This is a genomic window from Flavobacterium sp. (assembly GCF_031409475.1).
Lineage (GTDB): Bacteria > Bacteroidota > Bacteroidia > Flavobacteriales > Flavobacteriaceae > Flavobacterium.
Genome location: NZ_JANNXH010000023.1, coordinates 37,613 through 61,869 on the forward strand (window position 1 = coordinate 37,613; position 24,257 = coordinate 61,869).

General features: G+C 31.4%; 26 protein-coding genes. 2 read left to right on the forward strand and 24 right to left on the reverse strand.

Annotated features, from left to right (window positions below; genetic code table 11):
• Positions 1-23 precede the first annotated feature (23 nt).
• The 10 genes from RMO53_RS04600 to RMO53_RS04645 all read right to left on the reverse strand — a co-directional run bounded on the left by RMO53_RS04600 (position 24) and on the right by RMO53_RS04645 (position 9,665).
• Entirely contained in the window at positions 24-1,079 is a 1,056-nt protein-coding gene (locus RMO53_RS04600) for a mannose-1-phosphate guanylyltransferase (protein ID WP_310378465.1), read from the reverse strand.
• Positions 1,080-1,221: 142 nt separating this feature from the next.
• Positions 1,222-4,521: a T9SS type A sorting domain-containing protein gene (locus RMO53_RS04605; protein ID WP_310378467.1), complete on the reverse strand. Its 3,300-nt coding sequence runs from the start codon at positions 4,519-4,521 to the stop codon at positions 1,222-1,224.
• Between the two features lie 117 nt (positions 4,522-4,638).
• The gene (locus RMO53_RS04610) at positions 4,639-5,262 is read right to left on the reverse strand and encodes a hypothetical protein (RefSeq protein ID WP_310378469.1); all 624 of its coding nucleotides are present in this window, start codon (positions 5,260-5,262) and stop codon (positions 4,639-4,641) included.
• A 62-nt stretch (positions 5,263-5,324) separates the two neighbouring features.
• The gene (locus RMO53_RS04615) at positions 5,325-5,681 is read right to left on the reverse strand and encodes a hypothetical protein (protein WP_310378470.1); all 357 of its coding nucleotides are present in this window, start codon (positions 5,679-5,681) and stop codon (positions 5,325-5,327) included.
• A gap of 90 nt (positions 5,682-5,771) precedes the next feature.
• Complete coding sequence (locus RMO53_RS04620) at positions 5,772-6,902, reverse strand: helix-turn-helix domain-containing protein (RefSeq protein WP_310378473.1); 1,131 nt, start codon at positions 6,900-6,902, stop codon at positions 5,772-5,774.
• Between the two features lie 51 nt (positions 6,903-6,953).
• Entirely contained in the window at positions 6,954-7,553 is a 600-nt protein-coding gene (locus RMO53_RS04625) for a SprT-like domain-containing protein (protein ID WP_310378475.1), read from the reverse strand.
• Positions 7,550-8,386 carry a Bro-N domain-containing protein gene (locus tag RMO53_RS04630; protein WP_310378477.1) on the reverse strand — a complete coding sequence of 279 codons (837 nt, stop codon included), beginning with the start codon at positions 8,384-8,386 and terminating at the stop codon, positions 7,550-7,552. The genes RMO53_RS04625 and RMO53_RS04630 overlap by 4 nt, the downstream gene beginning before the upstream one ends.
• 46 nt (positions 8,387-8,432) lie before the next feature.
• Positions 8,433-9,113 (reverse strand): SDR family oxidoreductase, encoded by a 681-nt coding sequence (locus RMO53_RS04635; protein WP_310378479.1) that lies wholly within the window; start codon positions 9,111-9,113, stop codon positions 8,433-8,435.
• Positions 9,106-9,450: a hypothetical protein gene (locus tag RMO53_RS04640; protein WP_310378481.1), complete on the reverse strand. Its 345-nt coding sequence runs from the start codon at positions 9,448-9,450 to the stop codon at positions 9,106-9,108. The genes RMO53_RS04635 and RMO53_RS04640 overlap by 8 nt, the downstream gene beginning before the upstream one ends.
• Positions 9,438-9,665, reverse strand: coding sequence for a hypothetical protein (locus RMO53_RS04645; protein WP_310378483.1), 228 nt, complete (start codon positions 9,663-9,665; stop codon positions 9,438-9,440). Before RMO53_RS04645 ends, RMO53_RS04640 begins: the two co-directional genes overlap by 13 nt.
• 86 nt (positions 9,666-9,751) lie before the next feature.
• Between RMO53_RS04645 and RMO53_RS04650 the strand changes: the two genes are divergently transcribed.
• Positions 9,752-10,318: a GNAT family acetyltransferase gene (locus RMO53_RS04650; RefSeq protein WP_310378485.1), complete on the forward strand. Its 567-nt coding sequence runs from the start codon at positions 9,752-9,754 to the stop codon at positions 10,316-10,318.
• A 460-nt stretch (positions 10,319-10,778) separates the two neighbouring features.
• Here RMO53_RS04650 and RMO53_RS04655 read toward each other — a convergent pair whose 3' ends face one another.
• The 14 genes from RMO53_RS04655 to RMO53_RS04720 form a co-directional block, all read right to left on the reverse strand.
• On the reverse strand, positions 10,779-12,416 hold the full coding sequence (locus RMO53_RS04655) for an ELWxxDGT repeat protein (protein ID WP_310378486.1): 1,638 nt from the start codon (positions 12,414-12,416) through the stop codon (positions 10,779-10,781).
• 148 nt (positions 12,417-12,564) lie between these two features.
• Positions 12,565-13,311, reverse strand: coding sequence for a LytTR family DNA-binding domain-containing protein (locus RMO53_RS04660; RefSeq protein WP_310378488.1), 747 nt, complete (start codon positions 13,309-13,311; stop codon positions 12,565-12,567).
• 1 nt (position 13,312) lies between these two features.
• A complete protein-coding gene (locus RMO53_RS04665) occupies positions 13,313-15,163 on the reverse strand; it encodes a histidine kinase (RefSeq protein WP_310378490.1) in 1,851 nt (616 codons plus the stop codon).
• 171 nt (positions 15,164-15,334) lie between these two features.
• On the reverse strand, positions 15,335-15,994 hold the full coding sequence (locus RMO53_RS04670; protein ID WP_310378492.1) for a hypothetical protein: 660 nt from the start codon (positions 15,992-15,994) through the stop codon (positions 15,335-15,337).
• Between the two features lie 83 nt (positions 15,995-16,077).
• Positions 16,078-16,965 (reverse strand): D-alanine--D-alanine ligase, encoded by an 888-nt coding sequence (locus tag RMO53_RS04675; protein ID WP_310378493.1) that lies wholly within the window; start codon positions 16,963-16,965, stop codon positions 16,078-16,080.
• 173 nt (positions 16,966-17,138) lie between these two features.
• Positions 17,139-17,849, reverse strand: a complete 711-nt coding sequence (locus tag RMO53_RS04680; RefSeq protein ID WP_310378495.1) for an NRDE family protein — start codon at positions 17,847-17,849, stop codon at positions 17,139-17,141.
• Positions 17,837-18,325 carry a DinB family protein gene (locus RMO53_RS04685; RefSeq protein ID WP_310378497.1) on the reverse strand — a complete coding sequence of 163 codons (489 nt, stop codon included), beginning with the start codon at positions 18,323-18,325 and terminating at the stop codon, positions 17,837-17,839. Before RMO53_RS04685 ends, RMO53_RS04680 begins: the two co-directional genes overlap by 13 nt.
• Positions 18,326-18,349: 24 nt before the next feature.
• On the reverse strand, positions 18,350-18,739 hold the full coding sequence (locus RMO53_RS04690) for a DoxX family protein (protein ID WP_310378498.1): 390 nt from the start codon (positions 18,737-18,739) through the stop codon (positions 18,350-18,352).
• A gap of 14 nt (positions 18,740-18,753) precedes the next feature.
• Positions 18,754-19,215 (reverse strand): YHS domain-containing (seleno)protein, encoded by a 462-nt coding sequence (locus RMO53_RS04695; protein WP_310378500.1) that lies wholly within the window; start codon positions 19,213-19,215, stop codon positions 18,754-18,756.
• A gap of 87 nt (positions 19,216-19,302) precedes the next feature.
• Entirely contained in the window at positions 19,303-19,728 is a 426-nt protein-coding gene (locus RMO53_RS04700; protein ID WP_310378502.1) for a YHS domain-containing (seleno)protein, read from the reverse strand.
• 24 nt (positions 19,729-19,752) lie between these two features.
• On the reverse strand, positions 19,753-20,652 hold the full coding sequence (locus tag RMO53_RS04705; RefSeq protein WP_310378504.1) for a hypothetical protein: 900 nt from the start codon (positions 20,650-20,652) through the stop codon (positions 19,753-19,755).
• Between the two features lie 8 nt (positions 20,653-20,660).
• Positions 20,661-21,074, reverse strand: coding sequence for a DM13 domain-containing protein (locus RMO53_RS04710; RefSeq protein ID WP_310378506.1), 414 nt, complete (start codon positions 21,072-21,074; stop codon positions 20,661-20,663).
• Between the two features lie 83 nt (positions 21,075-21,157).
• Positions 21,158-21,835: a Crp/Fnr family transcriptional regulator gene (locus RMO53_RS04715; protein ID WP_310378508.1), complete on the reverse strand. Its 678-nt coding sequence runs from the start codon at positions 21,833-21,835 to the stop codon at positions 21,158-21,160.
• A 126-nt stretch (positions 21,836-21,961) separates the two neighbouring features.
• Entirely contained in the window at positions 21,962-23,101 is a 1,140-nt protein-coding gene (locus RMO53_RS04720; RefSeq protein WP_310378510.1) for an acyl-CoA dehydrogenase family protein, read from the reverse strand.
• 77 nt (positions 23,102-23,178) lie between these two features.
• On the opposite strand from RMO53_RS04720, the gene RMO53_RS04725 reads away from it, so the two are divergent.
• Positions 23,179-24,249, forward strand: a complete 1,071-nt coding sequence (locus RMO53_RS04725; protein ID WP_310378512.1) for an anhydro-N-acetylmuramic acid kinase — start codon at positions 23,179-23,181, stop codon at positions 24,247-24,249.
• The last annotated feature ends 8 nt before the right edge of the window (positions 24,250-24,257 follow it).

Consider the following 24,257-nt stretch of genomic DNA (forward strand, 5'->3'; position numbering starts at 1 on the left):
ACTGATTGCTTAAAGTGATTTAACTATTTTAATTGTGAAACAATTCCTTTTATTTCTTGTTCTTTACTTTTGGGATAAATCAATAACACGTTGTCTTTGTCAACAATAATATAATCTTCAAGTCCATCAATAATTACCAGTTTATCCTTGGAAGTACTTATAATGTTGCTTGATGAATTATTCAATAAAACTGTTGCGTTTACAACGGCATTATTATTTTCATCTTTATCTAATTTTTCGTGCAACGAACCCCAAGTTCCAAGATCATTCCAATCGAAAGTTGCAGGCAGAACATATACATTTTTGGCCTTTTCCATTACAGCATAATCAATTGAGACGTTTTCTGCATTTACATAATTTTCATCAATAAAAGATTTTTCGTTAAAAGTATTATACGATTCTAGTCCTTTTAAAAACAAAGCATTCATTTGTGGTTGAAATTGTTCAAAAGCAGCAGTTATTGCTTTCACACTCCAGATAAATATACCGCCATTCCAGAGGAAATTACCGCTTTTTAAAAATAATTTTGCCGTTTCATAATCGGGTTTTTCTCTAAATTGAGAGACTTTTTTTATTGGATTTACACTTGTTTTATCGTATTCAATATAACCAAAACCTGTGTTGGGAAAAGTGGGTTGAATACCCAGAGTCATCAACGCATTTTCACTAGAACAAAAGTCGAAACACTGTTGTAAATTTTGAACAAATGTTGTTTCGTCTTCAATCCAATGATCACTGGGCGCAACAACCATAACTGCATTTGGGTTTTGCTTTTGAATTTTTAGAGACGCGTATAAAATACAAGGTGCCGTATTTCGCATGGCTGGCTCGAGCAAAACTTGTTCTTGTTTTACCAATGGCAATTGCTCTAAAACTATAGAATTGTATTTTTCATTCGTCAGAATCAAAATATTCTCGACAGGAATTAACTTTGATAATCTACTGAAAGTTTTCTGGATTAATGTATCGCCAGAACCCAGCATATCATGAAATTGTTTTGGGAAATCAGCTGTGGAAACAGGCCAAAATCGAGAACCAACTCCACCAGCCATTAAAATTGCGTAATAATTTTTATTCATAGTAATTGCAAATTCTGATTGCAGTTCAGAACGTAGCAATCATTTTTTACAAAAATAGTAAATCATTTGGTTCAAACAGAAAATAAAAAAGCGGTTTTAGAATTGTACTAAAACCGCTATAAAGAAATAAATTTATTAAAATTTATTCAACTATAATTTGATGACCTTCTGTCATTTCGTCAATATTTATATTCAGGATATAAATCCCTTTTGGTAAACCCACAACACTAATAGAGGCTATATTGTTTTTTATTTGAACTTTTCTTCTAGGTTGCCCTTGAATGTCATAAAGTTCTGCCATAATTATTGATGTCGTTTCGGGTTTTAGAGCTTCATTTACTAATGCTATGTTGATAATATCACTAGTTGGATTAGGATAAATCGTGTACCACGCATTTTCTGGATTTGCTAATCTTGGTGTACCGCCACCACCTGGTCCTATACTCCCGTGATTTACCGCCATAGATTTAACACCACCACAGCCACAAGTGTTTTTTCCCATAAATTGAATCAGTCCCGAGTTTTGAGCAAATCCTGTAAATACTTGAATTGAGTTTGTATCACTATAATTGGTTAGTTTTTGCCAGTTATTTCCATAAAAATCAAAAGTATCTACAGAATCATAAGGATAAGGCAGCCACCACTCATACGAAGTTGCTCCAACAGAAGTACCTCCACTATAATTTACTAATGCTCCAGTTGTAACTGCTGCAGGACCTCTTAAAAATGTGGGAGCGCTAGGAGTACCAACCCAAATGGTTTTTGTAAAAGTCAAACCATTTTGAAAGGTTGCTGTAATTGTTGCATTACCACCGGACAAACCACTAACTGTTAAACTATATCCTGTCGAACTAACAATTTGAATATTTGAAGTAACTGTCCAAGTTGCTGTACTTGGTATTTTACAAATGTCTGCAAAAGTATAAGTAGCATTCATTCCCAAACAAACTGCCGAAGCTCCTGTTAGCTGATTACCTTGAATAGGAAATGTTGGAGTTTGTGGCTGTCCTGCTAATTCTTTAAGCAACCAATCGACACTTTCTTTTGTAAAAGAAGTATGTTGCGAGTTCTTATCTGTGCCAAAATAACTATCAAAAGGAGTAAGTATATTAGAAGAGCAAGTCAAATTTCTATTTAATGGATTACTCCAATTTTGATTGGGTTGTAAATGTCCCAATGCCGAAAAAGTTGAAATAAATGAATGAATTGGATTAAATGCAGCAACATCCCAATATGATCCACCCAATCTTTCGCTAATAGACCTAAATATATTTTCAATAGAAATATTACTTAATGACCAATTACTAGTATTATATAAATTAACTCCTGGCACAGGGTCTTTACCTAAAATTGGCCCAGCAATTAGGTTTTGGGCATCAAGAAATCCCCCTGGAACATTATCCATATTCCCTCTTGAATTTATGTTAGTTGCAATTGTCGTCTTATCATCGAAAAGTTTTTTTAACCTTGCAATTCTAGCTTCGCTACCTACTAAAGGCATATAATTAACTTCAAGTGAAGCAATATGAACTCTCATAGTTGTTTGACCAATTAAAAGAGGTATGGTTATTCTTTGAAACCCTCGCAAATTCAACACTTTTTCACCATCGTTTGCAAAAGGCGTAATTTGTTGCCCATTTAATGCAACTGCTGCTTTAGAACCAGAAAGTGAACCATTGACTAAAGCAATTTTTCTTAAATTTACTGGCCACCCATGCGAGTTAGGTAAACCATTAGAGTTCTGATTGTTATAATGTTGCTGAAAATAGGAATTCCCTCGATCTAAAGGTAAACCTTGTGAAGCAGTTTGTGCATTTAAATAATTTTGATCTACTAAATGATAATTATTTACTGGAAAAGTTGTGCCAAAAAGAGTAACATATTCTAATTTTTCTTTATGAAATTCTATTAGCTGTTGCTGTCCTGCTGGAGAAGCCAAATCTTTTTCATAGAAATCTTTGGCTTCATCACTGAATTTCTTGGCAAGATTCAGCAATGACTGATCTCCCATTGGAATATTTGCTCCAAGATGGGGACTATCTACACTTATCCATAAATAGGTATTATGAGGAATATTGTTTTTTTCCATATAAGCTAGTGCATAACGTGATATTTGCCCTCCCATACTTGGTCCAACAATAGCTATTTGGTTTGCGCTTCCATTTGTAGTAAGCAATTGTTTGGTTTGAGAAATCAATTTTACCAATGCCATTGCATTGCTCTCTATATAATAAGCACCACCGTCTATGGCAACTTGTTGATTATTTTGCAAATTAGTCGTTGTATATTTAGGATGATTGACCATAATAATATCATAGCCTAAAGCTCGAAGTTGTGGTATCAGATTGACCTTTGTTTGATTTAAATCATAATATTCCATTAAATCAACCATAGCTCGATGTTTTAATGGGTCAAAAACTCCATTTGTTGTGTTTTTGTCAGCACAATCTTTATCTGCTTCACAATCACAATCTTCAAATTTTCGTTTATCGCCTGGGTCAAACCCATCTATAATGATGATAGGCTTTCTTATTTTTCGGTCAGTATTTGCAAAATAAATACGGTATTTTATTTTTGCTTTTATTGTTGGATCTCCCACTTCATATCCAGTAAATGGAATGTCTGCTTGCAAATCAAAATCTTGCGTGTTTGGAGAACAACTTATTGCTAGAGTTCTGTATATTGGATCATTGCTTACATAATTAAAGTATATCTTACCATAAGTTGTAAGCGTAGTATTATCCGAATAAGTAATTGTGTAAGTACTAATTTTTTCCCCACTTGAAGTATAATTTACAATACAATTTTGATTGGTAAATATTCCATTACTTATTAATGTTCGATTTACCCCATCCCCAAAATTAGCCGTCAAAGTTTTAATAGTTTTAGTACCATTTTGAAAAAATAAATCATTCCTAATCTTGTAAGTTACAGCAGAACCTGAAACATTATCTTTAGTGGGAGAAACAACAGTATTGTGTAACATATAAAAAGGTACTGCTCCACTAATTTGAGCAAATTTAAAAGTTGTAGGATTATAAGTCAAACCGCCAAGAGAAGGATTATCTTCATTATAATTGAGTATATTAAACTGTGTATTGAGTATAGCAACATCAACCTCGCTATCTAATATTGTAGTAGCAATCATATTTTTAAAATTTTGCAACGTATTAAATTTCAAACCGTTACTAGCTCTATTCATTTCCATCAAAGACTGCTTGAAATAGCTAAAATTGGCTGTGTTAAAAGTAGTTGATTGATTAAAATTATACAAATTAGATATTTGCATCACTCTTTCGTAAATAATACCACTTGTAACACTCGACAGGTTTACATTAGACAATTGCTGGTCTAAACTTATATTTTGGCCCGCTGGAACAGTTTGTGCATTGACTTTAATACAAAGTATAAAAGCCAAAATAAAATAATGAAAAATTTTCATACTTTTGTTTTGATTTTTTGATTAATAAAATTGTTTATTGGTCTATTTATTGGGTTGCTAATGCTGTAGCAACCCTTTTTTGCAGTAATTTATTTAGTGGAGTAAAAATTGGACTTGCTAATTCTGTATCCTCCATTGGTTATTGTCTAAATCGTCAAATCCAATAATACCTTTATTGATATCATAAAAGACTTTGTTAACCTTTTTGGGGTAATAATCATTAGGAAATGCATAATTGTTTTTTGACTCAACTACAATTACTTTATTATAAATAATACTATTAATCGTTAAACTTGTAGTTGGAGAGGATAATAAATTAAAATTCACTTCATTTTCATACCCATTCCATAAATGAAAATTAAAACCACCTATTACTACCGTAGAACTATTTTTTTTCACATCCATTCTTAAGATTGAATGTTCATAAGGATACTCTACTGAAAGTAATTCTGTTCTTTGTATATCATAATAATAATTAAGTAAATTTCCCCCAGAAAAAGATCCCGTTCTTTCTTCCGCTCTTTCAATTTTTTTAGACATTACTTTAAATTTAAGTATTTGATTGTTTTGGTTTTTATAAGATATTACTTCGCCTATAGTATTAAAAGAATCTATCAAATAATTAGAATCTGAATTAGTAAACTTGTAATAAGGAACATTTTTGTCGAAATATTCAGTATCACTGTCATTCGAGCATCCCGCAAGAATAACAAATAGTAAGAATAAAATTGTTGTTTTCATAAGTTTAGTTTTTTAAAATTAGTCTTGAAAATATTTTTCTTTACATTTAATCGATAAGTATATTAATTAGGGAATTGAATTGGACCCAATTGAGGTCCGTTATATGTTGCAGTAAAACCAATTACAATAACGGCAATAGTTATAGGAAATAAACTAACCGTTTTCAAAACCGAAAACTTCTTAACTTTAATTTCTTTAATACTTGTAATGGGAATTTGTTTTTCGGATTTACCCACCAAAAAAGTTGTTGTACTAACGTTTAACGTTTTTAGAGTTGCTTTTACAAATTTATCTTCTTGTTTAATTTTATAAATTTTGCCTTCTTGTAATTTTGTTTGGTTTAAATCTATTGTTTTGTAGCTATAACAACCTTGCAAAAAAATCGAAACAATGAGTAAATAAAAGATCGTGTTTTTCATAACTTTGAGTTTTAAATTCACACTCAAAATTAAAATTAGATTCAAAAAAAACTGTCCGAGATTATCCAATTTGTAAGAATTAGGACAAATTTAAGAATTTAGGACAGTAGTGCTTTTTTGCTTTTTGTAGTCGGTAGGCGTAGTATTAGTAAATTTCTTGAAAGCAGTGTAAAATGTTGATTTAGAGTTAAAACCACATTCTAAACCTATTGCTACAATGGTATAATCAGCATAATCTTTATTAATCAAGTAATCTTTTGCCTTTTCTACCCGTAATATGTTAATATAGTCGGAGAAATTATTTCCGCTTTCTTGGTTAATGAGCAATGATAATTTACTGGTACTGATATCCATTTCTTCTGATAAACATTCTAGGCTAAATAAAGGATCTAGAAAACGTTTATTTTTCTTGATATATTCTTTAATTGCGGTGAATCTATCTTCTTGAATTTCTTTGGCACTAAAATTAGAAACAATACCAATATTTTCTTTGGCAATTTCGGCTCGTAATTTTACCCTTTCAGTCATTAATGAATAATTATAAAATCCTTGATAACCTACCCAATACAGCAAAATCGTAGTACTTAACCGCAAAGGATAATAAATAAAAACTTGAGGATTTAACGCTTTGTCTAGATTTAATAATATCGCACAAACCCACATGAGCAAAACTACACACCCCAGAAACATGAAATTTTTAAGCCATTTTGTATTATCAAAAGTGAGTATTTCTTGATATAATTTTGAATATTTAAAAAGAATAATAAACGCTTTTATAAAAAGAAATATTGAATAGGAAGCGTTTATAATTTCTTCTATTTGAACATATTTTGCAATAAAAAAATTATTCTTTTCATTAAAATAATTTGGAATTAAAGATATCCTTACAACTATTTCAATAATAAATAGTGAAATAGAAACATACACAAATGAGGAAATCTTCTTTTCAATCTTTAAATAATAGATTAAAAAGGTGTAAAAAGAAGGAAAAATGAGAACATACCATGGGACTTGTAGTTTGTGAATAAAAAAATTGGCATCAGTAAAAAGGGTTTCGAGTAAAAATGCTTGTAGATTATTGAGTATTATAAATAAAACTACTAAATTCAAATAAATGATAGATTTATCCCTTCCGTTTTTAGAAAATTGTGTGGAAACTATAAAAATAATTCCAAGTAATACTCCTGAAATCATTAAAAATTCGAATGTGCTTTTTATCATTACTCTTATTTAATAATTGAATTTTTGATTTTTAAATTATAGCATTAAACCTCAACTCGGCAATAATTCCACCTCAGCATTGGGATTAAAAAGATAGGTTCTTCCTGAGTTTATTTCTAAGCATTCAAATCTTTTGGTTCTTAAAGCTCCTTTTTTGAATATTTTTCCGTTATGAATTCTAAAAACACTTCCGTAGGGAATGTCAAAGATATAGTTTTTATCGTTTTGTTCATCAAACTGTTTGAGAGCCAATGACAAAGTGGCGTCAGTGTCACTGCTTGCTGCAGGGTTTTTGAAATGTCGAGCCAACAATGGTAATAAATGATTGGGGAAAATCTCTGGGCGAATAAACGGAACCATCAATCGTTGAAAGGAATGTTTCCACTCATTACCATGTGGTTTGATATTGCGACCAAATTTTTCAAAAGCAACCAAATGCGAAATTTCGTGAACCAACGTAATTAGGAATTTGTATTTATTCAAACTGGCGTTGACCGTAATTTCGTGTTTTCCGCTCAATCCTTTTCGATAATCACCGTGTCGAGTTACGCGTTCGTTCACGATTTTGAGATGCACTTGATTGGCTACAATCAGGTCAAAAACTGGTTTTACAGAATGTTCTGGCAGGTATTTTGAAAGGGTTTCGCTCAATTGTCAATCTTTTTATTAGCTTCCAATAAAGATTTAGCATTTAATCCTGTTACCACTTTTTTGTTTGTTTTTGCTTCCAATGCTTTCATGGCAACTTTGGCAACATTTCCACCTTGTTTTGCCACTTTTTTATTATCCTCAAAAGTTTCAGGGTTTACCGCTTGCGAAATATCTTTGGTCGATGCTTCGGCTAACATATTCAAAATCAATTCGGTATTTGTCATATTATCCCGAAGGTTTTCTTTTTTTAATCCTTTCAGAACTTTATATTCTTTGGTCGTTTTTCCAGACCAAGATTTAGAAATAATATCTGTTAAAGTGGCAAATTGTTGTCCTTTTTTCAAACCTCTACTTTTCCATTCATCGGTAAGTTCTTTACGAACCTCAATGCTTTTTAATCGTTGATTTATCCAGTTTTCAGAATATCCCAATTGCAAATATTGTTCTAAAGCTCTATCAATGGTGAGTTCAGGGTCTTGCATTTCGTCTAATCTTTCGGATGCAATTTGCGCCAACCAAAGTTTAAATGGTTCTGCTTTTGGAGAAGGAATAGACTGAATTAGTCTAAAAAGTTGTTCTGTATCAGCGACATCGGTTTTGTAAAATTTTCCATCTGAAGATTCCATTTTCAGTTGGTTACAATCTGTAACCAACTGACTACCCTCTTTTTTAAGTCTATTTTTTAAAACTTTCCAATAATTGTTTGGATTTGGACTATCAGTCAAAGCAGCAACTACGTCAACAATAGAAACATACCATTTTTCTTGTTCAGCATCCCAAATGGATCTAACTTTTTTATTTTCGAATAATTGTATGGCGTTTACTTTTGTCATTTTTATAAGTTTTAAGCTGGTACATAATACAAAAATAATTTCATGTTTATGGATTTGTTGATGAAACTTGAAGTACTTTTCCGTTATAATATTTATTCCCAGTTAAGGCAAAATCAAAAATATAATTTGCCATTTCTTGAGCAGAAATTGGTGCTTCGTAACTCGGAAAAGCCTCTTGCAACATTTCGGTTTGTACTGCTCCAAGCGCTAGAACATTAAAGGCAATTCCTTTTTCCTTATATTCTTCGGCGAGTAATTCTGACAAGGTAATAACAGCACCTTTACTGGAACTATAAGCTGCAAGCCCAGCGAATTTGAGACTTCCTTGAATTCCACCCATGGAACTTATAGTAACCACGTGAGAGCCTTTTTGCAAATACGGCAAACACGCACGAGTCAAATTGGCCACACCAAACACATTTACTTTGTAAATGTTCTCAAAATCTTCTTGAGTAGATTCGGAGAACGGTTTTAGCAATAAACTTCCAGCATTGTGAATTATAATATCGACTTGTTTCCATGATTGAGAAAGGAAATTTTGAACTGTTTGCATTTCGTTTTCATTAGATAAATCGACAGCAAGACAAGTGATTTTTTTGTTGCCCAATAAAGCTTGAGGTGTTTTTCTGGAAATCGCTAAAACATGATGTCCCGCATTTGCAAACTGCAAAGCCAATTCGTAACCAATTCCTCTAGAAGTTCCTGTGATGATGATGTTTTTACTCATTTGATTGGAGTATATTTAAAAAATTAGCTTCGAAAATGTGATTGTTTGTAAGATGTTTAATCAAATACTTTTTATTCTTTTTAGAAAAGAAAATATACCAAGTAGTTCGATTATTAGACTGGTAAAAAATATAAAAATTACCATATTTCAGGAATGTTTTTGGAGATTTCTTGTGAGGTAACACATCTATATTCTCTTCAATATAAAAGACTAATTTTTGAACATAATTAATCGCGTTTTCTTGATAACTGAAATATTCTTTATCAAAAAGGGTTACAACTAATTCGTCAAAATAATCTTGAACATAGTTTGTATAGGAAACGGTTATTTTTTCCAAGGCAATTTTTTGATGGTGTCAATTGCTCTTTTTAAAAACTCTTCAGACGTAACTGCATTATCCCATTCGGAATCAAAATCATCCTTTTCTTCTAAAACTCCAATTTGTTTTAGAAATGGCTCCAATTGCGAGCCGTATTTTTGGAGATTTATCTTTACAAAAAGTGGAGTTCCATTTGCATCATTCTCAAATTGAATATCTTGAATAGTTGCCATAATATTTAATTTTTATCAAATGTACTAAAATATTTATACCCAAAATAATTTGTCCTATTTTTGCATGACTAATTTAAACAATAATGATGAATAACCTACAACTCCAAGTAGCAAAATTAAGTGACATTGATGGTGTTTTAGCTTTACAAAAACTATATCTCGTATCAAATTTAACGGAGGAAGAAAAGAAAGCTGGCTTTGTAACCACGCCTTTTTCTGTTGAACAATTGAGTTTTGTAATCAATAACGAAGGTTTGTTTCTGGCTAAAGACAGCGACAAAGTAATTGCTTATATTTTTGCCGAAAGTTGGGATTTTTTTAGTCAATATCCTATTTTTGAGTACATGATAACGTTGTTTCCTAAACTCTCTTTTTTAGATTTCGAGATTACAACTACAAGCAGTTTTCAGTATGGACCAATTTGTATCGACAAAAAATACCGTGGTCAAGGATTGATAAATACGCTGTTTGAGTTTATGCGAATTCATATTGTAAAACGCTATCCGTTGAGTTTGACTTTTATCAACAAAAACAATATTCCTTCGACAAAAGCCCACACCGAAAAACTTAAATGGACAATTATTGGTGATTTCGAATTCAATAATAATGCCTATTTTATTTTAGGGTATGATATGAAAGTGCCTGTGGTTTAATATTTAGAGTTCTTAAATTTTTAGATGCAAACTAGGATTATTACTATTGCAAATGACGAATATAATAGTAGTAATAAAATTTCCAAACGATATTTTTCGATAAAAGAGACGAGAGGTTTCATGAAAATTTAGTTTTCAATAATTTTTTTGGTAGTATCTTTTTTTGCCGAAAAGCCCATAAAATTGGTAGTAATGAAATTAAGAAAACAGTAATTGCTGGCGAAAATTTCACGATTGCACAAAGTTGCATTTGCAATTGATTGATGGTTTTTGCCAACCAACTAGAGCTAAATGTTAAATAAACACTAGAAGCAAAAAAGGAAAATATAATAACTTCTAGAAATTTATTAAGGTCTCTGTACATAGTTTATATTTTTTTTCTTTTTAAAAAAAGATAGAAAACACCTCAAGAAAAATGTTTTCTATCTAATTAAACCCCAACAACAATTTCTAAAATTGATTATTCAATTATCAACGTTTTACTTAACTCCCCATCGGCTGTGTTTATTTTTACAATATAATTCCCTTTTGCTATATCAGTAATTGCATATTGATTTTGTTTCTCGAATGTTTTTACTAATTGCCCTAACATTGAATAGACTTGTACTTTCTCAATTGTTACTTCTCCCAATAATTCGAAATAAGTTTTTGAAGGATTAGGAAATAATGCAATTGCTTTGTCAGATAATTGAAATTTATTAGTTGATAAAGCTGGATCCATATAAGCATATAGATGTAGGACTGTCCCGAAGCTTGGCCCACGTGTAGCTATATATAATTCATTGTTATACAGAAAAATATTTTTAGTTTCACTAGAAAAAGCTCCAGCATTTAATTCATGTACAATGGTTCCGGTGCTTGTTCCGTCTGAAGACCACAATTCTCTTCCATAAGCGCTTGTAGTAGCAATAAAAAACAATTTGTTGTTATACAAAATAAAATCACTAAAAACAGTACTTCCAGAAGGAGTTATGTCTTTTACTAAAACTGTTCCTAATGAAGTCCCATTTGTTTTCCACAATTCAATACCATTAATACCATCGTCAGCAGTAAAATAAATATCTGAACCAACTTGTGTAAAGTTATTTGGATTACTATCTCCTGTAGCATTAATGTCTTTTATTAAAACAGTTCCTAAATTTGTCCCATTTGATTTCCAAAGCTCCTGTCCCGAAGTTCCGTTAGTGGCTGAAAAATATAGAGTTCCACCAACATTAGCAACATTTGACGGATTACTATCACCAGCTGTATTAATATCTTTTATCAATATTAAATTACTTATGTTCCCATTTGTTTTAAATAATTCTCTTCCTAATGTAGGATGTGTACCAACGAAAGTTAATTGATTTCCTAACAAATTAATATTAGTAGGATTGCTATCTGTAATACCCGTATTTAAATCTAGAAAAAGATCAGTTCCCGCTGCAGTACCATCAGTCCTATATAATTCTCGACCTGTTGTTCCATAAGTTCCGTCAGTTGCCGAAAAATAAAGATACCCATTCAGTTTATCTCCAAAAATAGGATAAGAACCTCTTCTATTAGGAAGGTCAACGCCTATATTCTTCAAAAATCCAAGATTAGCTCCATCATAGTAAGCTGGTTCAACACCTACTCCAGTAAGATTTGGATTTGCAGGAGAAAATACAATTGAATTATTTATAAGTTCCGGATAAAAAAAAGCTGAGCTTAAACCTGGATATAAATTATTATCTAAAGTAGTAGCTACGACAGCATTTGTTAAGCTTGTAGATGTCAATTTATAAATATCCGTTTGTCCAAATGTTGTATTGCCTTGAAAAAATAACTCTCCGTTTTTTACAACATTAAAAACCTTAGTAGTAGCAACAATTCCATTTGTCACTCCAGATTGAGTTGGGGGATTACCATTTAATGTTAATTGTTGAGTTCCAGCTGTGGTTCCATCTGAATACCAAACATAACTTGAATTAGAATCTTTAAAATATAATTTACCATTATATTCAAGAAAACCACTTGGTCCATAATCTGGTTGATTACTCAATTGTCTTACAAGTCTAAATTGTGCGTTTGAAGTAAATGCAAGCAAAATCGAAGTAAAAAGTAATAATTTTTTCATAATGAGTAGATTTAAAGTTTACTCAAAAATCATACTTATATAAACCGAAAAATTAACACATATACAAACGATTCAAATGACTTGATAACTGTAACCTATTTTTCAAAAAGTGATTGGATCAATTATCGTTTATAACAAAAAAGTAAAACTATAGTGAATCTAAAATTTGTAGTATTTGTGCTTTTTTTCTATGAGAAACTGGAACTTCATCATTGTTTTGCATTATCAAACTGCCTCCATCCACTTTGTCAAAACGTAAAATTTTATGGGTATTGATTAAATGAGAATGATGTGGACGAATAAAACCGTACAATTCTAACATTTCTTCGTACTCTTTTAAAGATTTAGAAATGACGATTTTTTTTGTGTTTTCGATATAAAACTCGGTGTATTGTCCGTCTGATTCGCATCGGATAATTTCATTAACGTTGACAAAATAGATAGAATTACTGTCTTTGAGTACGATTTTTCTCTCTCTATGGGTAATTTTGTTCAAACTCTCTTGCATTATCAGAAGTTGATCTTGCAGAAAACTATTTTTTATATGTTTGTTTACTCTATCAAAAGCTTCAATTAATTCCTCTGGATTTATAGGTTTTAATAAAAAATCAATGGCGCTAAATCGAAAAGCATCCAAAGCATATTTGTTGTGCGCCGTTATAAAAATAAGATGGAAATTGATTTCGTTTATTTTAGACAGTAAATCCATTCCTGTCCCATCATCCAGTTCTACATCCAGAAAAAGAATATCCGGATTAATATCAGCAATAGATTTTAATCCTGAATCTACGCCATTTGCTTCATATACTTGCGCTTTAAACGGGCAAAAGTTTTTTATAAGCTCTACAATGCCTTCGCGAATGTTGGTTTCGTTATCTACTACAAGTATCTTCATATTAATAGGTCTTGGGTAAAGATACAATTATTATAAAACCATTTGTTCCATTCGAATCTTGTACATGATAAGATGCATTTGAACCATTTTGTTTATTGAATAAATACAATCGATCTTTAATAATTTGCATTGCTCTTGACTTATGTTTTATATCCTTTTTTTCTAAATTATGCCCACTACCGTTATCATTTATAATAATGTTGATTTGGTCTCCGTTTTCAGCAAAAGTAATATCGATTTTGCCTTTGTAATCAACATCCTTAAAACCGTGTTCGATTGCATTTTCTACAAAAGGTTGAATAATCATTCCTGGGATTTTCAATTCATTAATTTCTAAAGTATCATCTACATGAAATTGATAGTCAAACTTTGACGGGAAACGCAATTTTTGAATCTCAAGATACTGGGTAATAAAATCAATTTCACTTTCGACCGAAACTAATTCTTCATACGTACTCTCCAGAGATTGGCGCATTATTTTTGCAAAACGAGAAATAAACAAGGTTGTTTTTGTACTCTTTTCTTGCAGGGATAGATTCTGTAAAGAAGCCATAGCATTGAAAAAAAAGTGAGGATTTATTCTCGCTCGGTTCAAACGCTGTTCGGTTTGCATAATTTTTTGCTTATTTTGAAGCGTACGTTGCCTGAAAAAGAAAATCAAAGCTAATAAAGCCAACACGCCACCAATAATCAAAAATGTATATAATTGTTTGGTTTTTTCTAACTCAAAAATCATTTTTTCATTTTTGGCTTTGTTGTATTTTTGTTCTAATTCGTTTACTTTTTCTACCTTTTTAATGTTCCAAACGCTATCTTTCATTTTGGTATATATCTTGAAAGATTCGAAAGATTTACTAATATTTCCAGTGCTCGAATACAAATTTGAAGAGTCAAAATACATCATCATCTTGCCAGCAGAATCTTTTGAATTATCGACAACGACTAAAGCAGTATCCATCCATTTATTTGCTTCTGCTAATTGTCCATTGTCTAAATGATCCCAAGCTTTAGCAGAATACAATGGAGCCATGTTTTTATTCCCTTTTACTTTTTTTGCAAAGAAAATAGCCGAATCGATATGTTTTAAAGCGTTTTTTACATCGCCTTTGTGATACGAACAGGCTTCTTTTACTCGATAAAAGTTAGTAATTTCGTTGTACATTTTATATCTAAAGGCTCCAATTTTTGATTTATTTGCAAATATAAGTGCGGAATCTAGTAACGTCTTTCTTTTGATAAGTGTGTACTTTGACTCATACTCAAAGGCTAACCATCTATAATTTCGTACGTTTTGCTTACTTGCATTTTGAACCTCAATTAATTTTTGAGCTCGTTTTATATAAATCCAATTTTTGTCGTGTTCGTTCATTTTTGTAAACAAATAAACTAATGCTTGAATGGCTTGAATTTGCTTCTCTGGATTATTACTTTTTTCAGCAACTTTTAAGGATTTAAAAGCATAAAAAGATAATTTTTCAAGATCATTTATTATTTTGTAATAGTAAGCTTTATTGGAATAAATAGCAGAATCAAACTGCCCTTTGCAATTCATTTTTTTTAATAAATTTTGTTGTTTTTGAAGTACATAATATCCCTTTTTAGAATTTCTATTACTTATATAATAGTCGAATTCAATCTGAAAACCTTCAAAAACACAACTTTTGAATTTTGACTTTTTAAGCAAATTAATGTTTTTAAACACCTCAAGTGAATCTTTGTCGTCAACGATATTTTCTTTTATGTTATTAGAGAGAATCTCACAATTGCATTCCTCTTGCGCAAACGTAATTTTAGGAAAAACGCTGACAAACAATACTATAAGTAATTTAAAAAAGTATTTGTTATTTATCATAGAAATTGATTTTCAAATAGTGAAGAAATCATTTGAATATCAAAAATAAGGAATAATTCTACCTTATGAGTTGTATTTGTCAAATAGAAAAAGAAATAAATAGAAAAATTGATAACCGTTAGGATAAAATATATAAGTGTAATTGTATTTGAAATAAGTGTTCAGAGATAATTATGCTTTAAAATACTTTTTATACACTTTGTAAACTTGAAACAAAGCCAATCCAATAAAAAATAACGGAATAATTACGGGCATAAAATATTGGGTAATACTTCCTGAGTTTTGGGAGATGGAATGTAACGCCAATATCAATGCCAACATTCCTAAAAATATGCCAAACAAAGTTCCTGCAATGTAATAAAACTTTAAATTTTTGTCTACTAAAATGTAGTTCGAATTTATCAAATACAGATTCCAACCGGTCCAAAACGGTACTTGCAAAAAATTCAAGCAATTGAGTAAAACTCCAATTAAAAAAGGAGAATAGGCAATATAACTTGATAAATAATCCTGATTTGTTCCTGTTAATTTTGAATGTGAATAAAAAGAATAGGCCATAATTAATAAAAAGAAAACAGCAAAAATCTCAATGAATTTCATCAGTTTTTTATTATTTACTAATGAGTTTGCAAAAATCAACGTAAAATAAATTACAAAAACCTCAACAGACATCACGCCAAATAAAAAGAAAAACAAACTGTTTATCCCAAATTTTGAGTAGATCTCAAAACCCACAATATTCAAATATCCCAAAGGAATTGAACCAACAAAGCTGACTAAAAATCCAACTAATATGTTTTTGAGTTGTATCATTTTTGCATAATTTTTCATTTCGACTTGTCGTTGGGATAGAGAGAAACTCATCTCATCATAAGATTCTTCGTGCCTCAGAATAACAACAAGTGCGTTGCTTTTTAAAAATTTACAATCTTTTTGCTTTGCTTTAAATGCAATCTATATTCATTAATTCCTTCTTTGTATGTCAAATAGGGAGAGCCTTTTTTATGATTTTCAACACTTATTTCATACATAAAAGTGATGTGTCGTGCCAATTCTTTCCATGCAAATAGCAATGAATGTCTTGGGTCGTAAATATGTGTAGGTTCACTCGCAGCACCATTTAATTCTACTACCGAGAAATTTTTACCATTCAATAATTCCTCCCAACTATTGTACATTACATCCAATCTACCAAAATAAAACCCGGGAATTTGCAGACACATTTCATTAATCACGGCTGTCAATTTTGGATTAATCCAATGACTTCCATCTATAAATTTTGCTCCTCGAGCATGATTCCCATAAGGAACTAAATTTAATTTTTCGCCTTTGGGCAAAATGGCTAATAATTTCTTACCGTATTCTTGTTTTAAAACTTTCAATTGCAATTCGTAACGTGGATTTTGTTTTATTAATTCCTGGGTTGTCGAAACTCCATCGCCAGTAATTATTAGAAATTCTTTGGCAACAATTCCAGTAATTCTCCCTTGATTTTCTCCCGAAGCATCGGGAGGATAACGCACGTAAAATATCCCAACTTCGTTTGCATAAGGAATTAAATCTTGGATTACATAATCAAAATTAGCTTTTTGGGAATAGGATTTTAAATCTGCTATAGTATCAATTTTTTTTACAGCCGAACCCCGCAATCCTATGTCTGGCTTTGCAATTAAAGGATATTTTATTGCTGACTTTTCTATTATTTTTAGGATTTCATCAAGAGAGGTTGCTTCTTTTATAAGTTCTGTTTTTGGATAATATTGCTGGGGAATTAAATCATAAATTGCTTTTTTACTTTCCATTATAAAGCCTCCATTTTTAATTGTTGGATTAGACGCATTAAAGAAAAACAGCGATTTTGCCTTAATGGAATAATAAATCCACAAAAAATAAATTGGAATATAAACAATCTGAAAAGGCCAATATTCCCAGTGTGTAAGTTTGTGTAGAAATAGTTTCAAATTATAAAATTAGTTTAAACTGTTATAAATGTGGTTTCAAAATCCATGTTTGCTGTTAAATCACTGTGCAATATAACCACTTTATTTTGTTCGACCACAGTTTGGGTAATACTCAAGGTTTTCATTTCGTTATTGCGGTTTATAACCAATCCATTTTCTTGATTTTCCTCTTGAGTATACCGATGAAAATAGAGCATTTTAGTTTCGGAAATTTCTGGATTTGTTTCTAAAAAAGTTTCGAACCACTTGGCTCTTTTTTCGCGAACTTCTTTTGGGTATAATGTTGATGAAGACCAAACGTAATTTTTATTTGAATCTAAAGTAATTTTTTCTTTTTCAATTCCGTTCCAGCGTAGTTGGTAAAGTTTGCTGTTTTGGAATAAAACTAATGTAAAAGGTTCGATGTTTTCTAATTCGATTTCTTGCCAAAAATCCTTTGGAGAGTTACTGCTTATTACGTCTAAAACTATTAAACCACGGCTTTTTCTATAAGGCAATTTAACGTCATGCTTTTCGGTTGCTCCATTTAATAAAACTATAATTGTTCCTTGAGCATCAACTACAAACCATGTTCCTCCGGCTTTTGGGTCTTTTGGAAAAATAATATTTTTCCCGTTTACAACATAATTTTTTGGAGGAATTGCGCTTGGTCGAATTACTTTTTCGTCCCGATTTGAAGTAATAATAATTTTACCATTCGTTGAAACAAAACTTACTGTACACATTGCTTTTTATATTCAATTGTAGAACGAGCAACACCAAAGTTTTTATCAATTTGAATGTGATCCATTTGCAAAATAGCCACTTTTATTAAGGCTTGATGATGAATACAATGCTCTAAATTATAAAGTAATTCTCGGTTATAATTGCTATCAATTAGTAATTCTTCTCCGTCAACAATTTGTTGTAGTTGCAAATTTTTATTAGGTTTGTCTAATTGATTTAAAATTGAATTAATCGTTTCTTTTGCAAAAAAAACATCCGTTTGGATCTGATAATCTCTTTTACGTTTATCATAATCGACAATTCCACTTTCATATTGATTTTCTAAACATTGAAACATTTCAATAATGTGTCGCGTATGTTCCCCAACGGTTGCATTGCTTAGTCCAAAACAAGGATTAGTATAATCACTATCGTTAAATTGTGAAAGTAAATCAGACAACTCGTTTAAAGTTTTATGAATAGAAGGAATAAGCATATATAGTTTTTAAAATAGCTAGAATTAAATTTTAAACTTTAATAAATCTGGAATTTTATTTTTTTGATTGTATATCAATACTAAACAACAAAGAAAGGTAATTATTGCCAAAATAAAAAGTTCCCCACCATCGTTTTTCACTTCAATCCCTAAAACAAAAAGGTGCGAAAAAATAGCACCAACCATCGTGCCAATTCCTAAAAGCGCACCTAACAAAGTTGTTCTTGGAATTAAAATTAAAATACACGCAATTAATTCGACCAATCCAGATCCTATTCTGCCATAAGGTTCAATTCCTAAAGTAGTAAAAATATAAACACTTTCTTCTGCTCCAGTAAATTTAAAATACAATGTTTGTAAAAGAATTACGACTGCAACTATTTTAATAATCCAAATAAAAATTGAGTTTTTCATGACACTATTTTAAATTAATTAATGACTTTTTTCCAGTTTGAATCTGCTTTTTTCTTCAAATTCACTTCCTCTTTATTCCAACTTTTTAAGGTGTTGTTAAAAAAAGCATTGTAAAATAAATTCAATTTTCCGTCGACTATTTTAAAAGTTTCTGGATTAATTTCAACTTTTTCGCCCGTTGACCCCATTGCATAAGCACACCAACCACCATATTGCGGCTCGTAATTTGTTGGGGTTTTTGTAAAAATATCTTTATTAGCTTGTGATGAAAAATAATACGTAACACCTTCATTTGTTGATGCAATTGTCGCTTTTCCTTTCACGGCTTTCTTTTGGGTAAAATAAGCTACAGGATCATACCCTTGAATAGCAACTTTGTTTTCAATATTAAATTCTTTTACTCGTTTTGCTGCCGATTGAGCGAATGTAATTGTTGAGAATAAACCAACAAATAAGACAATTATTAATTTTTTCATTTTTTTATGTTTTTTGATTTGATACTGTAAATATAAAATAGATCCTAAAAGCGTTTTGTCTGCTACTTTGCATTAGGGATAAAAAAATTATTCGTTTTTTATTTTCTCCCAATTCACAATAGCTTTTTCTATTCTAGAATTTTGTTCTTTTGCCCACATTTCTTTTACTTTTAAATTGTAATTTAAATATAATTTATTCTTAACAATAGTAAAAGCCTCAGGTTTGACCGGAGCTTCATAACCTTCTGACATTCCGTAGGCACAAAAACCACCAAATTCTGGTTCATAATGTGAAGGGTTTTTAAGAAATATTTCTTTATTACTTTCGGAAGAAAACTGATAGACAGCGCCATTATATGCTGAAGTAATTTCTTTTTTCCCTTCGATTGCTTTATTGCTTTCAAAATAAGCAACTGGGTCAAATCCTTGAAGTGCCAATCCGTTTTTTAAATTAGATTGAGCAAAAATGGATATAGTCGTCAAAACCACAAATAGCACAAGTAATTTTTTCATATTGAATTAAATTTAGTAATGCTATTAAAATGAATGTTGATATTGCAAACCCAAAACAAAACTTCTAGTTAAACCATCAGGCCTACTATCTCTTATTACAAATGGAGAAGCTAATGAAAGTTCAATACTGTTCGTATTGTTTATTGCATAAGCAGTGATTAAATTTCCGTTCACAGTTAACCCATCTGATCCTATTATCGTTTCTCTTTTGCCAAAAGTATTTTCAAAAGTATCTTCGCCTAAATGATAAATAAATAAAATATTTGGCTTGAAAATAAATTTTTTATTAGATGTTTTAATTGAATATGTAGCTCTCAACAAAGCATCAGATTTACGTTCGAATAAGTTTGTCGATGGAAAATCATTGGTTCCAGAGAACGCTGAGAAATAGGAATTCTTATTGTTATTGAAAACTGGGATTTGAACGGCCGCATTAAAATTCCAATTTTTATAATTTAAATTCGTTCCCAGAAACAAATCAAAAGTTCCTAAACTGGATTGATAATCTAACGGAAGTGAGTACCCATTTATTTTTAAATTAGCGCTTGTAAACGGAATTTTCCAGCCTGCAAGAGCACTCCATTGGGTATTGTTTTTCGCAACAAAAGTATAATTACCAATTAAAAACGCATCCCCAAAAGCAGCACGTGTTCCAAAACTTCCATCGGCGGACGAAAATGTAACCCTAGAACTCCAAGAAAAACGCTCATTCAATTTTCTTGAATAGGAAATATAGGGAGATATATAAGTAACATCTGCTTCGCCTGCTCCAAAAACAGTTCCTATTTCAATGGTGTTTTTTTGTTCTTTCTCGTTTGGCACAAAACCATTATTTATAGAACAAATTCCTGCATCACTGCAACCTTGCGCAGTTGTAATAGTAAAACTCAAAACTGTAATTATTACAAATAGTATCTTTTTCATATTTATCATTATTTAAGTTGAGCTACCGCAAACAAATGATTGTATTGCTGGCAATGAATTAATACATATTTATAATCAGACAATACTACATTTTGAGGAATGGCATAAATTGTGGCTGCTGTTAAATTTCCTAAATTGACAAATTCATTTGGTGTATTTGTTTTGGATAAATACACTTTTAAATCTGGACCACCCGAAATACTAAAATTCTCTAAAACAACTTTGTACTGTCCGTTTTCTTGATAAATTTTAGCGCCGCCAGTTACATTTATCCCCGAAGTAGGCATAAATAATCCCTCATTTACAGGAGTTGTATTTACAGGAATAGGAACGATTTGAACAATATCTGGTGTCAAAATACCTTCTTCCTCACAGGAAATCAGAAATGTTGAAAATACTAAAAGTAAGACTGTTTTTTTCATGATGATAGTTATTTATATTTATACAAACGTAATAACTATGCAATTTGGATTTTGTCAGCTAGTTTACAAATCGTGTAAAATAATTACAATTTTGTAATATCATCAATCAAAATGGTTTTTCTAGAGTAAAAAATCAATTGATTTTCTTCCATTTCGTTGAGTAATTGTGTTGCTGTTTGGCGTGAAGTTCCAATGATTTGAGCAATATCGGCTTGGGTCAAGTAGTTTTCAATAGCTATTTTGTTGCCGTCTTTCTTGCCTTCTTTTTCAGCCCATTCTTTTATAAAAGTAAACAATCGGGTTTTGGCATCTTTAGAAATTAAATTGGAGTAATTGTTTTTGATGCGTTTCATTTTAAGTCCCACAAACTTGGTATAGGTCAAAGCTAGATTCGGATTTTGCAACATTAAATTTTCAAAATCCGACATCAAAAAGCTACATATAGCTACTTCATCTGTAAGTGCTTTGGCATATTCGTTAGAATTTCTATCGTTTTCTAATGTCAATTCACCAAATAAATCCCCTTTTTGAATAATGTCTTTTATGGTTTCGTTTCCGTCTTCATCGACTTCTACAATTTTGATATTTCCTTTTTTGAGTAAAAAAATACGTGGCACATCTGAAGAAGAAAAGTAAATAACATCTCCTTTTTTGGCTTTTTTAAAGCCTGTAATAATACACAATTGTTTGATTTGAGACATGCTTAATGTCCAAAACAGTTTGTGATCCCGTAAGTACCAATATTTTAATTCTTCGGACATAAAAATTCTTTGGGTAAATGTAACTTTTTTTTAATTTAAAAACCATTAAGAAATTAAGAAAACTAAGCATTATTTCGCTTAATGAAACTTAATTTCTTAATGGTTTATACTATTTTTTTGTTCGTTTTAAGAAACTAATCCTCTCGAAATTACAATACGTTGAATCTCTGAAGTTCCTTCATAGATTTGTGTTATTTTAGAATCACGCATCATTCTTTCTACATGATATTCAGCAACATATCCGTTTCCGCCATGGATTTGAACGGCTTCATTTGCCACTTCCAGAGCAATTTCCGAAGCGTATAATTTTGCCATAGCGCCAGAATGTGCAATGTCTTTTCCTTCGTCTTTCTCACAAGCCGCTTTCATAATTAATAATTTGGCCGCAGTTATTTTGACAAACATATCGGCTAATTTAAAAGCGATTGCTTGGTGTTTGAAAATTTCTTTTCCAAAAGCTTTTCGCTCTTGTGAATATTTTAATGCCAAGTCATAAGCTCCAGTTGCAATGCCCAATGCTTGTGATGCAATACCAATTCTGCCTCCATTTAATACGTTCATCGCAAAAGTAAAACCAAAACCATCGGCGCCAATTCTGTTTTCTTTTGGAACTTTCACATCATTAAATAATAAGGAATGCGTGTCGCTTCCGCGAATTCCCATCTTTTTCTCTTTTGGACCAATATCAAATCCAGCCCAACCTTTTTCTACTATAAAAGCGTTGATGCCTTTGTGTCCTTTTTCGATATCCGTTTGTGCAATAACTAAATAGGTAGATGCTGTTCCTCCATTTGTAATCCAGTTTTTAGTTCCGTTCAACAAATAATAATCGCCCATATCGATGGCAGTAGTTTTTTGCGAACTCGCATCACTTCCGGCTTCTGGCTCTGACAAACAAAAAGCGCCAATAACTTCTCCTTTAGCCAAAGGCACTAAGTATTTCATTTTTTGCTCTTCGCTACAATATTTTTCCATTCCGGCACAAACCAGAGAATTGTTTACCGACATAATTACCGCAGCCGAAGCATCGATTTTGGCAATTTCGGAAATAGCCAAAACATACGAAACGCTGTCCAATCCTGAACCACCATATTTGGGATCAACCATCATGCCTAAAAATCCAAGTTCCGCCATCATTTTTACTTGCTCTGTTGGAAATTTAGAATGTTCATCACGCTCAATAACACCTGGCAACAACTCGATTTGAGCAAAATCTTTGGCTGCTTGTTGAATCATTAATTGCTCTTCGGTAAGATTAAAATCCATAATAATTTTATATAAAAAGTTGTGATTTGTTTGAATATTTCAGCAAAGATAATTTTTTTATTGTGTAATTTTGAACAATGAAAAAAGAAAACTACAACGTTTTCGGAGTAATGTCTGGAACTTCTCTTGATGGCGTTGATTTAGCCCATATTCACTTTGCAATTGTGGACCAGAAATGGACTTTCAAAATCCTTGAATGTGAAACAGTTGGCTATAGCCAAAACTGGATTCAGCAGTTAAAAAACGCAGTAGATTTTACAAAAGAACAACTCGAAGTTTTAAACCAAAACTATACGCAACTTTTAGCAAAAATTATTTCGGAATTTATCCAAAAACATAAAATCGAAAACCTCGATGCCCTTTGCTCACACGGACACACGATTTTGCATCAACCCCAAAACGGGTTCACGTTACAAATAGGGAATTTACCCGAAATTGCCACTTTGATTCATCAAACTGTGGTTTGTGATTTTAGAGTTCAAGATGTACAACTTGGTGGTCAAGGTGCGCCGTTAGTACCTATTGGTGATCAACTATTATTTTCAGGATACGATTATTGCATTAATTTAGGCGGTTTTTCGAATGTTTCTTTCGAAGAAAATAATACCCGAATTGCCTTTGACATTTCACCTGTAAACACCGTTTTGAATTTTTATGCAAACAAATTAGGCTTGGATTATGACGATAAAGGGCAAATATCAAGAACAGGAAATTGCAACCAAGATTTGTTAAACGAGCTAAACGCTTTGGATTATTATCAAAAAAAATACCCAAAATCTTTAGGCTTTGAGTTTGTAAAAGAAACTGTTTTACCACTAATCGAAAGTTTTCAAATCACTATCGAAGACAAATTACATACTTTCACAGAACATGTGGCTTTTCAAATTGCTTTGGCTTTGCCTGACAAGAAGGGCAGTCTTTTTATAACTGGTGGCGGAGCTTACAATGATTTTCTTATCGAGCGAATGCAATTTTATTTACCCGAAATGAACCTTATTATTCCCGAAAGTAAAATTCTAGAATTCAAAGAAGCTTTGATTTTTGGATTACTTGGCGTGCTAAAATTGCGCAACGAAATCAATGTTTTGAGTAGCGTAACGGGAGCAAAAACAAATCACAGCTCTGGAGTTATATACAAATTCAAATAAAACACCAA

Bases quoted from the DNA above. Each gene is read 5' to 3' on its own strand.
- RMO53_RS04600 (WP_310378465.1), bottom strand. From the start codon at position 1,079: ATGAATAAAAATTATTACGCAATTTTAATGGCTGGTGGAGTTGGTTCT.
- RMO53_RS04605 (WP_310378467.1), bottom strand. From the start codon at position 4,521: ATGAAAATTTTTCATTATTTTATTTTGGCTTTTATACTTTGTATTAAA.
- RMO53_RS04610 (WP_310378469.1), bottom strand. From the start codon at position 5,262: ATGAAAACAACAATTTTATTCTTACTATTTGTTATTCTTGCGGGATGC.
- RMO53_RS04615 (WP_310378470.1), bottom strand. From the start codon at position 5,681: ATGAAAAACACGATCTTTTATTTACTCATTGTTTCGATTTTTTTGCAA.
- RMO53_RS04620 (WP_310378473.1), bottom strand. From the start codon at position 6,902: ATGATAAAAAGCACATTCGAATTTTTAATGATTTCAGGAGTATTACTT.
- RMO53_RS04630 (WP_310378477.1), bottom strand. From the start codon at position 8,386: ATGACAAAAGTAAACGCCATACAATTATTCGAAAATAAAAAAGTTAGA.
- RMO53_RS04635 (WP_310378479.1), bottom strand. From the start codon at position 9,113: ATGAGTAAAAACATCATCATCACAGGAACTTCTAGAGGAATTGGTTAC.
- RMO53_RS04645 (WP_310378483.1), bottom strand. From the start codon at position 9,665: ATGGCAACTATTCAAGATATTCAATTTGAGAATGATGCAAATGGAACT.
- RMO53_RS04650 (WP_310378485.1), top strand. From the start codon at position 9,752: ATGAATAACCTACAACTCCAAGTAGCAAAATTAAGTGACATTGATGGT.
- RMO53_RS04655 (WP_310378486.1), bottom strand. From the start codon at position 12,416: ATGAAAAAATTATTACTTTTTACTTCGATTTTGCTTGCATTTACTTCA.
- RMO53_RS04660 (WP_310378488.1), bottom strand. From the start codon at position 13,311: ATGAAGATACTTGTAGTAGATAACGAAACCAACATTCGCGAAGGCATT.
- RMO53_RS04665 (WP_310378490.1), bottom strand. From the start codon at position 15,163: ATGATAAATAACAAATACTTTTTTAAATTACTTATAGTATTGTTTGTC.
- RMO53_RS04670 (WP_310378492.1), bottom strand. From the start codon at position 15,994: ATGAAAAATTATGCAAAAATGATACAACTCAAAAACATATTAGTTGGA.
- RMO53_RS04675 (WP_310378493.1), bottom strand. From the start codon at position 16,965: ATGGAAAGTAAAAAAGCAATTTATGATTTAATTCCCCAGCAATATTAT.
- RMO53_RS04680 (WP_310378495.1), bottom strand. From the start codon at position 17,849: ATGTGTACAGTAAGTTTTGTTTCAACGAATGGTAAAATTATTATTACT.
- RMO53_RS04685 (WP_310378497.1), bottom strand. From the start codon at position 18,325: ATGCTTATTCCTTCTATTCATAAAACTTTAAACGAGTTGTCTGATTTA.
- RMO53_RS04690 (WP_310378498.1), bottom strand. From the start codon at position 18,739: ATGAAAAACTCAATTTTTATTTGGATTATTAAAATAGTTGCAGTCGTA.
- RMO53_RS04695 (WP_310378500.1), bottom strand. From the start codon at position 19,215: ATGAAAAAATTAATAATTGTCTTATTTGTTGGTTTATTCTCAACAATT.
- RMO53_RS04700 (WP_310378502.1), bottom strand. From the start codon at position 19,728: ATGAAAAAATTACTTGTGCTATTTGTGGTTTTGACGACTATATCCATT.
- RMO53_RS04705 (WP_310378504.1), bottom strand. From the start codon at position 20,652: ATGAAAAAGATACTATTTGTAATAATTACAGTTTTGAGTTTTACTATT.
- RMO53_RS04710 (WP_310378506.1), bottom strand. From the start codon at position 21,074: ATGAAAAAAACAGTCTTACTTTTAGTATTTTCAACATTTCTGATTTCC.
- RMO53_RS04715 (WP_310378508.1), bottom strand. From the start codon at position 21,835: ATGTCCGAAGAATTAAAATATTGGTACTTACGGGATCACAAACTGTTT.
- RMO53_RS04720 (WP_310378510.1), bottom strand. From the start codon at position 23,101: ATGGATTTTAATCTTACCGAAGAGCAATTAATGATTCAACAAGCAGCC.
- RMO53_RS04725 (WP_310378512.1), top strand. From the start codon at position 23,179: ATGAAAAAAGAAAACTACAACGTTTTCGGAGTAATGTCTGGAACTTCT.